The organism is Adhaeribacter terreus, from assembly GCF_042657365.1.
GTDB classification, from domain to species: Bacteria; Bacteroidota; Bacteroidia; order Cytophagales; family Hymenobacteraceae; genus Adhaeribacter_A; species Adhaeribacter_A terreus.
Genome location: NZ_JBHSKT010000002.1, coordinates 150,272 through 164,755 on the forward strand (window position 1 = coordinate 150,272; position 14,484 = coordinate 164,755).

The 14,484-nt window shown below is 44.0% G+C and carries 10 protein-coding genes; 4 read left to right on the forward strand and 6 right to left on the reverse strand.

Annotated features, from left to right (window positions below; all coding sequences use genetic code 11):
• Window positions 1-20: 20 nt before the first annotated feature.
• Window positions 21-2,537 carry a replication restart helicase PriA gene (priA, locus tag ACFPIB_RS03610; protein WP_378016064.1) on the reverse strand — a complete coding sequence of 839 codons (2,517 nt, stop codon included), beginning with the start codon at window positions 2,535-2,537 and terminating at the stop codon, window positions 21-23.
• Window positions 2,538-2,809: 272 nt separating this feature from the next.
• Here priA and ACFPIB_RS03615 point away from each other — a divergent pair, with 272 nt between their 5' ends.
• Together ACFPIB_RS03615 and ACFPIB_RS03620 are read left to right on the forward strand one after the other, a co-directional pair.
• Window positions 2,810-3,403 (forward strand): hypothetical protein, encoded by a 594-nt coding sequence (locus tag ACFPIB_RS03615; RefSeq protein WP_378016065.1) that lies wholly within the window; start codon window positions 2,810-2,812, stop codon window positions 3,401-3,403.
• Between the two features lie 98 nt (window positions 3,404-3,501).
• Window positions 3,502-4,041, forward strand: a complete 540-nt coding sequence (locus tag ACFPIB_RS03620; protein ID WP_378016066.1) for a GNAT family N-acetyltransferase — start codon at window positions 3,502-3,504, stop codon at window positions 4,039-4,041.
• On the opposite strand, the gene ACFPIB_RS03625 is transcribed toward ACFPIB_RS03620, so the two are convergent.
• The 5 genes from ACFPIB_RS03625 to rpsF form a co-directional block, all read right to left on the reverse strand.
• Window positions 4,013-6,091 carry a thioredoxin domain-containing protein gene (locus ACFPIB_RS03625; protein ID WP_378016067.1) on the reverse strand — a complete coding sequence of 693 codons (2,079 nt, stop codon included), beginning with the start codon at window positions 6,089-6,091 and terminating at the stop codon, window positions 4,013-4,015. The two genes, ACFPIB_RS03620 and ACFPIB_RS03625, sit on opposite strands and share 29 nt — an antisense overlap.
• Before the next feature lie 126 nt (window positions 6,092-6,217).
• Window positions 6,218-8,392, reverse strand: coding sequence for a GSCFA domain-containing protein (locus ACFPIB_RS03630; protein ID WP_378016068.1), 2,175 nt, complete (start codon window positions 8,390-8,392; stop codon window positions 6,218-6,220).
• 139 nt (window positions 8,393-8,531) lie between these two features.
• Window positions 8,532-8,975, reverse strand: a complete 444-nt coding sequence (gene rplI / locus ACFPIB_RS03635; RefSeq protein WP_378016069.1) for a 50S ribosomal protein L9 — start codon at window positions 8,973-8,975, stop codon at window positions 8,532-8,534.
• Window positions 8,976-8,990: 15 nt separating this feature from the next.
• Window positions 8,991-9,242 carry a 30S ribosomal protein S18 gene (rpsR, locus tag ACFPIB_RS03640; RefSeq protein WP_200505052.1) on the reverse strand — a complete coding sequence of 84 codons (252 nt, stop codon included), beginning with the start codon at window positions 9,240-9,242 and terminating at the stop codon, window positions 8,991-8,993.
• Window positions 9,239-9,619: a 30S ribosomal protein S6 gene (rpsF, locus tag ACFPIB_RS03645; protein WP_378016070.1), complete on the reverse strand. Its 381-nt coding sequence runs from the start codon at window positions 9,617-9,619 to the stop codon at window positions 9,239-9,241. Before rpsF ends, rpsR begins: the two co-directional genes overlap by 4 nt.
• Window positions 9,620-10,185: 566 nt before the next feature.
• On the opposite strand from rpsF, the gene ACFPIB_RS03650 reads away from it, so the two are divergent.
• Entirely contained in the window at window positions 10,186-11,448 is a 1,263-nt protein-coding gene (locus ACFPIB_RS03650; protein ID WP_378016071.1) for a c-type cytochrome, read from the forward strand.
• Between the two features lie 39 nt (window positions 11,449-11,487).
• Window positions 11,488-14,481 carry a TAT-variant-translocated molybdopterin oxidoreductase gene (locus ACFPIB_RS03655; protein ID WP_378016072.1) on the forward strand — a complete coding sequence of 998 codons (2,994 nt, stop codon included), beginning with the start codon at window positions 11,488-11,490 and terminating at the stop codon, window positions 14,479-14,481.
• The last annotated feature ends 3 nt before the right edge of the window (window positions 14,482-14,484 follow it).

The following is a 14,484-nucleotide window of genomic DNA, read 5'->3' on the forward strand; positions in this document are numbered from 1 at the left end:
CCGAGAGATGGTTTTCTTTTTTACGCCGGATCAACATCTACCACGACCCGCAAATTTTTAAATTCCTTCTGCTGTTTTATTTGCTCAATCGCCTGTATAATTTGCTTCTTCGTTTCCTTGGCAGCCGTATGGTTGCGCGGCAGTTTAATATGAATTTCGTTCAGAAAATAATTCCGGATCTTGAAAATATAAGGTGTTTCTGGCCCCAAAACCACTGGACCAACCAATCGGTTTTTCAACTCAGCCGCCAAATGCAAAGCGCCTTCATCCGCCGTTTTTTCATCTAAATGCTTTACCGTGATCTTGATCAGTCTCACGAAAGGCGGAAAACCGTGCAGCTGCCGTTCCGCAATTTCCTGCTCATAAAGCGCTTGGTAATCATTCTCTATTACTTTCTGAAAGATCGGTTGTGCTACATTTCCGGTCTGGATTATTACTTTGCCTTTCTTACCTTTTCTACCCGCTCTTCCTGAAACCTGCACAAACATACTGTAAGCCCGCTCATGCGCCCTGAAATCTGGGTAATTGATGATGCTATCAGCATTAATAATTCCTACCAAGCTCACGTTCTCAAAATCCAGGCCTTTGGTTACCATTTGTGTTCCTACCAAAACATTGGTGCGGTTCGCTTCAAAATCGGAAATGATCTGGTGGAAAGCGTTTTTGTTTTTGGTCGTGTCCAGGTCCATCCGCTGAATATTGGCTTCCGGCAGCAGAATTTTCAGTTCGTCTTCTATTTTTTCGGTGCCAAAGCCTACCGTTTTTAGATCGGTAGAACCGCAGGCCACGCAGGAATAAGGCATCCGTTCGTGGAAACCGCAGTAATGGCAACGCAGTTCGTGGCTGAATTTATGGAACGACAAACTAACCGCACAGCTTTTACATTTTGGGATCCAGCCGCAATCGTTGCAGTTAATATAAGGCGCATAACCACGGCGGTTCTGAAACAAAATAACCTGCTCTTCGCGCTTCAGCCGTTCCTGAATTTCCTCCAGCAGCTTGGCTGAAAAGTGGCTGTGCATGTTCTTACGTTTCTGCTCATCGCGCGTATCTACCAATTCGGTTTCCGGTAACGTGGCAGTTCCGAAACGCTGGTTCATGGTTACTAAGCCCCAACGACCATTTTTCGCATTATAAAAACTTTCCACGGAAGGCGTGGCCGAACCAAGCAACGTTTTCGCGCCGTGAAAATTAGCCAGCATCAAAGCTACTTCGCGGGCGTTGTAGCGCGGCGCCGGGTCGTATTGCTTGTAGCTCGATTCGTGTTCTTCGTCAACAATTATCAACGACAGATCGTGAAACGGCAGGAAAATGGAAGAACGCACGCCCACCACAACCTGAAAACGCCCGCTCAAAATGCCATTCCAGACTTCCACACGTTCATTATCCGAGAATTTCGAATGATACACGCCCAACCGGTCGCCGAAAACTTTCATTAAGCGGCCTACAATCTGTGCAGTTAACGCAATTTCCGGCAGCAGATACAAAACCTGTCCGCCGCCTTCCAGTGCATTTTTAATGAGGTCAATATACACTTCGGTTTTGCCCGAACCGGTTATGCCGTGCAGCAAAACGGTATCCTTTTCAGCAAAAAAACTCAAAACCTGGTTGCGCGCATTTTGCTGGTATTCCGACAGCGGGAACGCCAGCTGCTTCACCGAATCATCGACCGGAAACCGTGAAACGATCTGCTCAAATTGCTCTAAAATGCCTTTTTTCAGCAACGAATTAATAGCCGAAAGCGAAAGCCGCGGATTAGAAGTCAGCAGGTTTTTATCGAGGCCTTTGAAGTTCAGGTTGGGGTCTTGGTGCACCGGCGCTTTCTGCAAATAATACATCAGCACATCCACCTGTTTCGGTTTGGAAGCCAGTTCATCGAAAAGCCGTTCCAACGATTCCGGTTCGTTTACCAGTTCCTGGTTCAGGCGCACTTTTTTCACCACTTTCGGGCTGTACTTCTCCGCAATTTCCTCGAAAATAATGATGATCTCCTTTAGCAGCAGCGATTTGATGTACTTGTGAAAATGGCTGGTCTGCAACAAATTCCCAACTTCGGTAAACGTAAGCGTAGGGTTCTGGGAAAGGGCGTACAAAATAGCTTCTTCCGGACCGGAAAGCGGCCACTCGTTTGTTTCGTCCTGGTAAGCCGGGTGCAGCTGGATACGCGATTCCGAGCTTAATTTCAGAGCCGCTGGCAAGGCCGCATTGATCACTTCGCCCAACGTACACATATAATATTCGGCCATCCAGGTGAAAATGCGCAACTGCGGCGGCGTAACTACCGGCGTCTCGTCGATCACTTCCATCACGTACTTGGCCTGGTAACCCACCGGCGGATTTTCGTGCACGGCGGCCACAATGCAACTTAGTACTTTTTTCGCCCCGAACTGCACAATTACCCGGCCGCCCACAAAAACCTGGTCGTTCATTTCGTACGGCACGCGGTAGGTGTAAAGCTTCGGCAAGGGCAAGGGCAGAATCACATCCACGAACAGCGTAAGCCGGTCGGCGGGTAATTCTTCTGGGGAAAAAAGCAAGGGAGAATCCAAGGAAAAAACGCTAGGGTTTGGCGGCTAAAAAGTAAAACAGCGCTGCAAAGGTCGGAAAAGGAGGGGAGAATTCCTTGTGGGAATGGATGCTACAATATACTAACTTACATATTTGAAATGATAATGTTTTTTAGGATGTAATAATAGTTAAAGCACTAACTAATTATGTTCAGGCGAATAGTTCTAATAAATGATTTTGGTGTAAAATGTTTTTTCTGTTTAGACAAAAAGCACCATATTTACAGGCAAAATAAAACTTTATGAAAAAGATATCTTCAATTGTTCTTCTATTCTCGTTGTTATTGACAAGTTGTAAAGCATGGGATCCTTCTATGCTTTCTGTAAAGAAAGAGCCAATTACTCCAAAGCTTCTAACCCTTGAAAAGAGAATGGAAGATATGGCAAACACCACTGTCGTATCAAGTGGTGATGAAATGAAAATTTTTACACAAGAAGTTGAAGAAAATCTAATGGATCCTTATGGTGATAAGTATGGTTACATTGCTTTGAAAAGGAATGTAGTTGAACTTAAAAGTGGTGCACTTTATCCAATTGTTTCTGGTTTATTTTTATTTACACCAAATTTACTTGGGTTCCCAATGGGTAAGTTTAATTTAAAGCTAGAGGTTGAGTTAAGAATTTTAGATAAGAATAATAAATTAATCGGAAAGTACTCGGCTATTGGAGAGTCGAATACAACCATGGCTCTTTATTATGGTTACGGAATGACAAGTGCTGGTAGAAAAATTTATCCTGATGCATTAAATGATGCTTTGAATAAAATTAGGCCTCAAATTCAGGCAGATGCCTCAAGAGTAAATGCTAAGCTTAAGGAAGCAGGAACATTACAGTAAATTGTAATAGTTAAGTTTTTTTGACATTTTAAAGAGGTATAGTTTCAGCTATACCTCTTTTGTTTATATGTTACTTAAAGTAGTTCGTTAAAACTATTATGCAAATCTCTGAAACTACCACCCTGGAACCCCTTTCCGAGCACCACACAGAACCGGTTTTCAATCTCATCCAGCAGAACCGCGAACAATTAAGGATCTGGCTACCATGGGTAGAAAACATGAATGAAATTACCGACTTCCAGAATTTCCTGAACGGAGCCCGGCAGCGCGTAGCCGATAAACTGGCGGTAGCATTTTTCATCCGTCACGAAGGGAAAATTGCCGGCAACATCGGTCTATACCACATCGATCATCAGAATAAAATTGCGGCTATCGGCTATTGGTTAGGCGAAAAATTTCAAGGGAAAGGCATTATTACCATCGCCTGCCGGAAAATCACTGACTTCGGTTTCAACGAGCTTAACCTGAACCGGATCGAATTAAAATGCGGCACCAGCAACCATAAAAGTCAGGCTATTCCGGAACGTTTAGGTTTTACCAAAGAAGGCATTTTACGGCAGGCAGAATTGCTCAATGGCAATTTTCACGACTTGTATCTGTACTCCATGCTTAAGCAAGATTGGGAAAAGCGTTTGTAGCCATATTAGCTGGTGAATCTAACTGCGCCAACGCTTCCGGCACCGTTTTAACCGGCAACTGACAGGTTTTATTGAAGCACACATAGATCAGCGTTTCCAGATTCATATCCAATCGGCCTTCCAGCAAAGGTAAAGTACTTTCGGTTTTTTCGCTTCCAGCCAGAATGGCATTCGGTAAGAAATGCGCGCTTAATTCCTCCCGTAATGTTTCTGCTTCCGTGCCGGCAATCACAATCTCAGCGGCAGGTTTTAACTGCTGCAAATAAAACGAAGCCCAATTAGCCAAATAACCCGGTTCTTTCACCACCAATTCCTGCACTTTTTTAAGCATGTTTACGGCGCGTTCCGTGTATTCCGGCTTATCGAAAAATAAACCGAGTTGACACAGATTTTGCGCCATTACTGAGTTGGAAGCTGGCATTACGTTGTCGAAAACTTCTTTTTTGCGGGCAATCAGTTTTTCGGCACTTTGGTCAGTGTAGTAAAAATGATAGTCTTTTTCGTCGGAAAAGTGCTTCAATACATATTCAGTTAGAGCCTGCGCTTCCAGCAAATATTTTTCTTCGAAAGACGCTTCGTAAACGCCAATCAGAGCCTTAATAAAAAGCGCATAATCTTCCAGAAAAGCCGGAATGCTGGCGTTGCCGCGTTTGTAATTCCGGTAAAGCTGCGGCCCGATCTTCATGTTTTGCAGCAGAAATTCCGCGTTCACAATGGCCAAATCCAGAAACTCCTTTTCGCCGAAAGCTTTGTAAGCATCGGTTAAACCACGCAGCATCAGCGCATTCCAGCCCAGCAAAATTTTATCATCCAGACCCGGACGGATGCGTTCCATGCGCGCCAGCAGGATCTTTTTCTTCCAACTCTTCACCAATTCCTGCAAAACCGGAAGTTCCAGCTCATTTTCCTGCGCAAAATATTCATCGCTCTGGCGCCGGTGCAGAATATTCTGGCCGTGTTCCCAATTCCCGGCGGCCGTAACATTGAAATATTTCGAGAAAAGCGGTTCTTCGTCGCCTAAAAGCTGTGCCAGTTCGTCTTTGGTAAACACGTAGAATTTACCTTCCACGCCTTCGCTATCCGCATCTAAACTCGAGAAAAAGCCGCCTTCGTGGTCCATGAGTTCGCGCTCCACAAAATTGATGGTTTCATAAACCACATCCTTGTAAAGCGGATCTTTGGTAACCATGTACGCTTCGGAATACAAACTTACCAGTTGGCCGTTGTCGTAAAGCATTTTTTCGAAGTGTGGTACCAGCCAGTTTTCATCGGTGCTGTAACGTGCAAAACCGCCGCCGGCCTGGTCGTAAATACCGCCGTAAGCCATTTCGGTGAGCGTTAAATGAAGCTGCTTCAGCGCTTTTTCGTCTTTGGAATGATAGTAATAGCGCAGCAAAAACTGGTAATTGACCGGCATCGGAAATTTCGGTGCCTGGCCCATGCCACCAAGTTTCAGGTCGAATTTTTTGCAGAAAGCGCGGTACAAATGCAGCATTTCTTCTTCCGAAAAGCTACTTTCTTCGGAAAATTGCAAACCGAATTTTTCCAGTTCATCGGCGTTCAGGTGCTGCACAAATTGCTCGGCGGTAGCATCCAATTCTTCCCGCTGCTTGTAGTACGCATTTGCCACGTTTTCCAGCACCTGGATCCATTGCTCCGGCGGAAAATATGTGCCGCCGTAAAAAGGTTTCGCCTCCGGATTCAGGAAAACGTTCAGCGGCCAGCCGCCCTGCAAACCCATAGCCTGCAGCGCATCCATGTACACTTGATCCACATCCGGCCGTTCTTCACGGTCCACTTTAATGCACACGTAACGCTCATTCATTACCTTTGCTATCTGCTCATTTTCAAAACTCTGGTGTTCCATTACGTGGCACCAGTGGCAAGCCGCATACCCGATACTCACAATGATCAGTTTATCCTCGTTTTTGGCCTTCTCCAGCGCTTCTTTACCCCACGGGAACCAATCTACTGGGTTGTAAGCGTGCTGCAGCAAATATGGGCTCGATTCGTGAATTAAACGGTTGGATTTTTTCTGAGCGTGAGGCATAATGCTGAATTTAAGGGCAGATAGTTTTACGGCTTTTTACTTTTCAGGTCCGAAAATATACCGTTTTTAAAAAGAAAAACCTCACCGCTTATAAAAACAGTGAGGTTTTGTTGTTGGCTGCAAGGCTTAAGCTTCAGGTATGGCCTTTTTCTTCCGTGCTGGTTTTTCTGTGGTTGCTTTTGTTCGGCCTGTAGTTTTCTTTACCGGTTTCGCAGGCTTTTCTGACTTGGTTCCCGGCTCACTTATCACATTTTCAGCTAAAGTTTCAGGTTTAGCTGCTTTTGTTCTGGCTGGCCGTCCCCGTTTTTTACCATTATCTGCAGGAATTGCAGGCGCTGTTTCCGGCGTTTCCAGTTCGGAAACCGGTAAAAATGGTACAGCTATCGTTCCCGATTCATCTAATGCCGTAGCAGGCAAAAAAGGAACGGCAATCGTTTCAGCAATGGTCTCTTCAGATTTAAAGAGTTTTACCGTTTTAGTTCTGCGACCAGCGGGCTTGGGTTTTGCAGTCTTTTTAGCTACCGTTTTCGAAACTGGTTCATTAGCGCTTTCCAATGCAGTTTCTGGTAATGTTTCTGCCAATGTTTCAATGGTTTTCTCCTCTGGAACTTCAGCCGTTAAAACAGGTTCAGCAGATATTTCCGGAGCAAATAATTCCGGGAAAGCATTTTTCTTTTTCCTGCCGCCGCCCTTTTTCTGCTTAGGTTTTTCCTCCGGAATTTCTTCCGCTTTAACTTCCGGTATTTCAACTGCGACTCCCACAGTTTTTTCTTCCGAAACCATAGCGTTTTCTGCAGCAAAACTTTGTTCAGGAATGGCAATTTCTTCCGTTAAAGCGGGTGCATTTTCTTCCTGAATCGGCGCAGCTTTAGCCTGTTCAAGTGCTTCCAACGCTTTTTTCCGGCGACGGCTTTCACGGCGTTTAGCTGATTTTGAAAGTGGCCTTTTTATTGGATATTCAGCAAGTGTTTCGCCGTAATGCGCTATGTTATGATCCGGATCCGCCAAAATTTCGGCTAATTCTGCCGCAGGTTCCGATGGTTCTTCTGCAACTTCAGGCGTTTCTGATACGGCCGCAGAACCAACTTCCGAAAGTGAAACGTCTTCTGTAATTCCCGGCTTTTTCTTTTTGCGGCGCTGCTTTTTCTTGCGTTTGCGCTGTTCAGCCTGCTCAGTGGTTTCGGGCGTTTCTACCCACAGGCTGGATTCAGCAATTTCTTCTGCTTCCTGTTCTTCTATTTCTTCAGTAAAATATCCTGGAATTACTTCTTCTTCGGCAGCCGCTTCTTCTAATTCTTCCTCTTCTTCATCTTTTGGCTCCGGCAAGACTACAACCTGGTTTTCGAAGTAAGCAATTTCATCGGTTACGTTTACTTTTTCCTGCAAGGTCTGCAGCTTTTCCAGTATATTCTGGACAAAAGCCTGATGTTGAGCTGATTCCGGATGAAACGGTTTGTGAGCTTTGGCGCGTAAAACGGTATCCCATTCGGCCGTAAAAGTCATAAAACTGTCTTCAAAGTAGGCACCGGTAAATTTCTCCCAGATATAGTTTTCAGCTAAAGGGGTAGGGTGAAGCAGGTCTTCCTGGTAAAAACGGTAATCGCGCAGATCGTCCAGCAGCAATTCGTATGCCGGGAAATAAGTAATATCGGGCAGGCTTTGCGTTAAAAAATGCGTGGCCAGTCGCAGAACCGATTTGCTTACGCTGTTCAGTTCTAAAGTATCTTTTAAATGTCGTACCGGGCTAACCGTGAGTACCAGTTTCAGATTCGGGTTAAGCTCGCGCAGCAAACTGTGCGTTTCGGCAACAGCCGTAATAATTTCTTCGGGCAGCAGTGTTTCGCGCGTAAAATTAGCTGCAGGCAATTTGTGGCAATTAGCTACCGTTTCGCCGGTAATATTCAGCCGGAAAATATTGGCTGTGCCCAGCGTAAGGATCAACACATCGGCTTTCTTCAGGAAGCGACGGGTTTTTACAATGGCTTCGTCAAGCTTCTCATAAAGGTCTTCTTCGGTTTCGGCTGAAAAGGAAGAATGAAAATCGTAGGAATACCAGCGGCCGTTATTTTCTACAAAAGATTCAGCCAGTTCCACATCGGCACCGGCGCAGATCTGCAGTAATTTACAAGCCGAAAGCGGGTTGAAAAGTGTGCCAAATGGGTTCTTAAGCGTTTCAACCCTGTATTTTTCCAGTTGGCTGCCTATTACATCCGAAAAGCAGGAGCCTACCGTAACTACTTTCGAAGCCAGGTTTAGTTTATATGGGGCGGGCTTGGGGTGCAATTCGGTTCTAAAATTCATGCGCAAACGGTATGGTTTCGGGGCGTAAAAGTAAAAAACTGTTATTAATCTTTCGGATAAAACCGGCTTAAAGTTACCTTAAAAAACAAAAAACGCCCTGTTTTTTAACAGGGCGTTTTTTATTTATACTGGTAAATGCTTATTCAGCAACCACGTTAAATTTAACCTGGTGTTTAACTTCTTTGTGCAGTACAATAGAAGCAGTGTATTCACCGGCAGTTTTAACTTCGCTGTCGAAAGAGATTTTCTTACGATCAACGTCGATGCCTTTGTTTTTCAGGGCTTCAGAGATCTGCAGGGTAGTTACAGCACCGAAGATCTTACCGGTTTCGCCTACGCGGGCCGGAATTTCCAGGGTCATATCGCCAATTTTATCAGCAATAGCCTGTGCTTCAGTTTTGATCTTTTCAGCTTTGTGAGCAGCCTGACGAATGTTCTCAGCCACTACTTTTTTATTAGACTTGTCAGCAATAACAGCCATTCCTTGCGGAATCAGGTAGTTACGGCCATAGCCAGGTTTTACAGTAACGATATCGTTTTTAAAACCTAAGCCTTTCACGTCATCTTTCAGAATTACTTCCATTTCTCTTAGATCTTCTTATTTTAACGAATCTGTTACGTAAGGTAAAATTGCCAGGTGACGGGCACGGGCTACTGCCTGAGATACGCGACGCTGAAATTTCAGGCTGGTGCCGGTAATACGACGTGGTAAAATTTTACCTTGCTCGTTTACGAACTTCAGTAAGAAATTACCATCTTTATAATCGATGTACTGGATACCGTTTTTCTTGAAACGGCAGTATTTTTTGCGATTGTCCTGTTTGTGGACTCTTTCGTTTACTAAGCTCATGCTGGTTGTGATTCTTTTTGTTGTTTTGCAGCTTTTTGCATGTTCATTTCACCATTGCGGCGACGCTCGTTGTAAGCAACAGCGTGCTTATCCAGAGCAGTTGTCAGGAAGCGTACAACGCGCTCATCGCGGCGGTAAGCCAGTTCCAGGGTATCTACAATGGTAGATGGGGCTGCAAATTCCACGAGCATATAGAAACCGGTAGATTTCTTCTGAATTGGGTAAGCCAGTTTTTTAAGGCCCCAGTTCTCTTCGTGAATAATGTCGGCGCCATTTTCCTTAAGCACCTGTCTGAACTTCTCGACCGTTTCTGTCACCTGAGCCTCGTTCAATAACGGGGTCAGAATGAAGACCGTTTCGTAATTTTTTAATACCATTTTATTTAAATGTGTATGGTTATGGTTATAAGGGTGCAAAGATAAAAGCTTTTTTTATTTTCTGCAAACAATAAAAGGTCTTCCTTAAGCTATTACTTTTTTTTCGCAAAACCATACCGTTTTTATTCGCCGCAAAACTATAGCTTACTCCTTATATATATAAGCTGTAAAAAGGAAGTTGTATTGAAAGTGGAGGGTAAGAAAGAAATATCGGAAGATATATAAAGGCAGGGGAGGGCACAACCAAGCTATAACGAAAAACAGGGTTGAAATGTTTTAAAACTATTCCGGTGAAAATACTTTTTATGAAAAATCAAAACGCTTAAAACAATTCAAAAACAAGGATTTTTTAATTTAAAAACATTCTAAATAAGTGAATTGATTCTATGTAAATTATTGTATTTCAAATTGTTACTTCATTGTTTTTGCTCAATATTAAATAGCTGCTAAAAATCAGAAATATTAAGTTTGAATAATAAAAAAGGGGTAGTAGATTTGTGCCCGTATTGAAGTTTCAAGTTGCCAAATAATAACAAATCGAAGCTATGATTAGCTGTACCCTTAGAATGAAGTACAAGCCCCTTTTTTCGTTTCTCATTGCCCTCTTCTTCGCGTTCACTGCTTTCGCCCAGGGCGAGCAGGCTGAAGTTGCTAAAGAAGGCGTAACCGCTGCTCCTGCAGCCGGTGGCGATGCTGCGCTGGCCTCTGCCGGCGATGCTCTCTTTAAAAATAACTGTGCTTCCTGCCATGCTTTAGATGAAGTAGTGGTAGGTCCGGCCCTGAGAGGAGTTGATAAAAAGCATTCCGAAGCCTGGTTGATCAACTGGATCCGGAATTCATCGAAAATGGTGCAAGCCGGCGATAAAGAAGCTGTAAAGATCTTTAACGAATTCCAGAAGCAGCAAATGCCAAGCTTCGCAATGTCAGATGAAGAGATCAAATCGATCCTGGCATATGTGAAAACTGCACCTCAAGGTGGTGCAGCCCCTGGAGATAAGCCTGCAGTAGAAGGCGCTGAAGGTGCAGATACCGGTGCTTCCAACGAAGCAGGTAAATACCTGGATCTGTTACTGGTAATTCTGGTAGTAGTGCTTATCGTAATGGTAATTACTTTGGTTATCATCGCTACAGTATTAAGCAACTATCTGAAAAAGAACCGTCAGCTGTCTGAAGAAGATGAAGAAGTGCTGAATCAGCGTTTCGATATCGGTAAGATCCTGAAATCGAAAGCAGTTCGTGGTTTAGCGTTGGCTATTTTTGTAGTAGCACTGTTAAATATCACGCTCGATAAAGTAATGGGCGTAGGTGTTCAGCAGCATTATCAGCCGAAACAGCCAATTGCATTCTCGCATAAACTGCATGCCGGAGATCATAAAATTGACTGTAACTACTGCCATACTTCGGTTTATAAAGGCAGAAATGCCAATATCCCTTCGGCAAACATCTGTATGAACTGCCACAGCCAGATCAAAAAAGAGTCTCCGGAAATCAAAAAGATCTACACTGCTATCGAGAAGAATCGTCCGATCGAATGGGTGCGTATTCATAACCTGCCAGATCTGGCTTACTTCAACCACTCCCAGCATACCAAAGTAGGTGGCGTAGAATGCCAGACCTGCCACGGACCTATCGAAACTATGGATGTAGTTTATCAATATTCTCCGCTTACCATGGGCTGGTGTATCAATTGCCACCGCGAAACTCCACTGAATACGCAAGGCAATGCCTATTACGATAACCTCGTGAAACTGCACGATAGCGAGAATAGCGGCAAACCATTCACAGTGTCATCTAACGGTGGTACAGAGTGCTCTAAATGCCATTACTAATTAATTTTTAAAACTGTATCTGAGAATTCTATATATAGTATGCAAGAATCTAAAAAATACTGGAAAGGATTAGAAGAGTTAAATAATACTCCGGAATTCGCCCAAGCTGCTCATAATGAGTTTGCTGAATTCCTTCCGGTAAAAGAGACTTTCGGCAGCGATGCCATGGAGGCGGAAGTTGCTCCCCGTCGCGATTTCTTGAAATTGCTTGGTTTTGGTTTGGCTGCGGCTACTCTGGCATCCTGCGAAGCGCCTGTTCGTAAAGCAATTCCTTATCTTAATAAACCAGAAGATGTTGAGCCGGGCATTGCTAACTGGTATGCTTCTACCTATTTCCAGGGTGGTGACTACAACAGCGTATTGGTTAAAACCCGCGAAGGCAGACCGATCAAATTAGAAGGTAACCCACTTTCTAGCGTTACTAAAGGCGGTCTGAGCGCGAAAGCGCAGGCATCTGTGCTGAGTCTTTACGATAATAATCGTCTTTCTGCTCCAATGAAAGCTGGTAAAGCTAGTAACTGGAAAGATATTGACAGCGAGATCATGAAACGTTTGTCTTCTGTAAAAGGCAAAGTGGTTCTAGTTTCTTCTACTATCATCAGCCCAACCACTAAAAAGGCTATTGCAGAATTTGGTGCTAAAACTAACAGCTTTGAACACGTTGTTTACGATGCAAATTCTGCATCTGGCTTAGTTAAAGCCAACAATGGTGTAATTCCGGGTTATGATTTCAGCAAAGCAAAAGTTATTGTTTCCGTAGCGGCAGATTTCTTAGGTACCTGGATCTCTCCGGTAGAGTATGCGAAACAATATATTCAGACCCGTAAGATCACAAAAGATAAGTCAGACATGTCGCGTCACTTCCAGTTCGAGAGCAACCTCTCGCTTACTGGTTCTAATGCTGACGTTCGTGTAGCTATCAAACCTTCAGAAGAAGCTTTAGTTGTTGCAGCTATCTACAATAAAATTGTAGGTGGTTTAGCTGCACCGGCATATTCAAATAAAGCTTTAGATAAAGCTATCAGTGAATTAACAGCTGCTCGTGGTGCTGCAATTTTAGTTGCCGGTTCAAACGACCAGGGTGTCCAAACATTAGTTCGTGCCATTAACCAGGCTTTAGGTGCAGAAGGTACAACTATTAATACCAATGCCCCATCTTACCTGCGTCAGGGTGATGACGCTCAGATGATCCGTCTGATCAATGACATGAAAAATGGTCTGATTGGAGCAGCATTCTTCTACGAAGCTAACCCGGCTTACGATCATCCAATGGCTGAAGACGTGGTTAACGGACTGAAGAATGTGGAGTTAAAAGTTTCTTTTGCAGACCGCATCAACGAAACTGCTAAACTTTGCGATTTTATCTGCCCTGATAATAACTTCCTGGAAAGCTGGAATGACTACGAACCGAAGAAAGGCTTCTTAAGCTTATCACAGCCGGCTATTTCTCCTATTTTCAAAACCCGTCAGGCGCAGGAATCCCTGCTGAAGTGGAGTGGTAACAATACCGATTACTATACTTACCTGAAAAATAACTGGTCTGGTTTTACTGGTGGCGGTTCAGGTTGGGACAAAGCAGTTCATGACGGTGTTCTTGAAAATGTAACGACTACTGGCCAGGCAATGCCGAATGTAACGGCAGTAGAAGCAGCTTCTGTAGGTGCAGCGTTAAAAGGTGCTCAGAGCGGAATCGAATTAGCTATTTACGAAAAAGTTGGTTTAGGTACTGGTTCAATTGAAGCTAATAACCCTTGGCTACAGGAATTACCAGATCCGATCACTAAAGCTACCTGGGATAACTATGTAACTATTCCGATTTCCATGGCGAAAGAAAAGGAGATCGAACAAGGTGATTTAATTAAATTAACTGCCCGTAACGGTCAATCAGTAACCTTACCAGCGCTTATTCAGCCAGGTCAGGCAAAAAATACTGTTGGTGTTGCAATTGGTTACGGCCGTAAACTAGCTGGTAAAGTTGCCGATAATCTTGGCGGGAATGTTTACCCGTTAGCTACAGTAACAAAAGAAAGTGTTGTTTATAACAATATTGTCTCTTTAGATAAAGTGGGTGGAAGCAGAGAGATCGCACAAACCCAAACTCACCAGACGGTGATGGGCCGTATTGTAGTGCAGGAATCTACTTTGGATAAATACAAAAAAGATCCTAAATCAGTAACTGAATACGTTAAGATTGCTACTCCTGCTGGTCCTAAAAAACCGGCTGCCGTATCGCTGTGGCAGGATTACGAATACAAAGATCACCACTGGGGTATGGTTATTGACCTTAACTCTTGTATTGGTTGTGGTAGCTGCGTAATTGGTTGTAATGTTGAGAACAACGTAGCCATTGTAGGTAGACAGGAAGTAATCAACCGTCGTGAAATGCACTGGATGCGGATTGACCGTTATTACAGCACCGATGCTACTCGTGAAGATGGCTTTACTGAAATGGAAAACCCTGCTGAGAACCCTTCAGTTATTTTCCAACCAATGCTTTGCCAGCATTGTAATCATGCTCCTTGTGAAACAGTTTGCCCGGTATTAGCAACTACGCACAGCACTGAAGGTTTGAATCAGATGACTTATAACCGTTGTGTAGGTACCCGTTATTGCGCAAACAACTGTCCATATAAAGTTCGTCGTTTCAACTGGTTCTCTTACCCTGATAATGAGAAGTTTACTGACGTAAACACTCCGCAAACTACAGATTTAGGCCGTATGGTTCTGAATCCGGATGTAACGGTACGTGCGCGTGGTGTAATGGAGAAATGCTCATTCTGCGTGCAGCGTATTCAGGCTGGTAAGCTGGATGCTAAGAAAGAAAAGCGTCGCGTGAAAGATGGCGAAGTTGTAACTGCTTGTGCCCAGTCTTGCCCTACTAATGCAATTGTTTTCGGTGACCTGAAAGACCCAAACAGCCAGGTTCGTCAGATTATGGCACGCGAGCAAGGCGAAAGAGCTTTCACTGTTCTGGAAGAGATCAACACACAGCCGAATATCAGTTATTTAACTAAAATCAGAAACCTAGCTTAGATT

What these genes read in the sequence shown, in the direction of transcription:
- ACFPIB_RS03655 (WP_378016072.1), top strand. Translation starts at nt 11,488, where the DNA reads ATGCAAGAATCTAAAAAATACTGGAAAGGATTAGAAGAGTTAAATAAT.
- ACFPIB_RS03625 (WP_378016067.1), bottom strand. Translation starts at nt 6,091, where the DNA reads ATGCCTCACGCTCAGAAAAAATCCAACCGTTTAATTCACGAATCGAGC.
- rplI (WP_378016069.1), bottom strand. Translation starts at nt 8,975, where the DNA reads ATGGAAGTAATTCTGAAAGATGACGTGAAAGGCTTAGGTTTTAAAAAC.
- rpsF (WP_378016070.1), bottom strand. Translation starts at nt 9,619, where the DNA reads ATGGTATTAAAAAATTACGAAACGGTCTTCATTCTGACCCCGTTATTG.
- ACFPIB_RS03630 (WP_378016068.1), bottom strand. Translation starts at nt 8,392, where the DNA reads ATGAATTTTAGAACCGAATTGCACCCCAAGCCCGCCCCATATAAACTA.
- ACFPIB_RS03620 (WP_378016066.1), top strand. Translation starts at nt 3,502, where the DNA reads ATGCAAATCTCTGAAACTACCACCCTGGAACCCCTTTCCGAGCACCAC.
- ACFPIB_RS03615 (WP_378016065.1), top strand. Translation starts at nt 2,810, where the DNA reads ATGAAAAAGATATCTTCAATTGTTCTTCTATTCTCGTTGTTATTGACA.
- rpsR (WP_200505052.1), bottom strand. Translation starts at nt 9,242, where the DNA reads ATGAGCTTAGTAAACGAAAGAGTCCACAAACAGGACAATCGCAAAAAA.
- ACFPIB_RS03650 (WP_378016071.1), top strand. Translation starts at nt 10,186, where the DNA reads ATGAAGTACAAGCCCCTTTTTTCGTTTCTCATTGCCCTCTTCTTCGCG.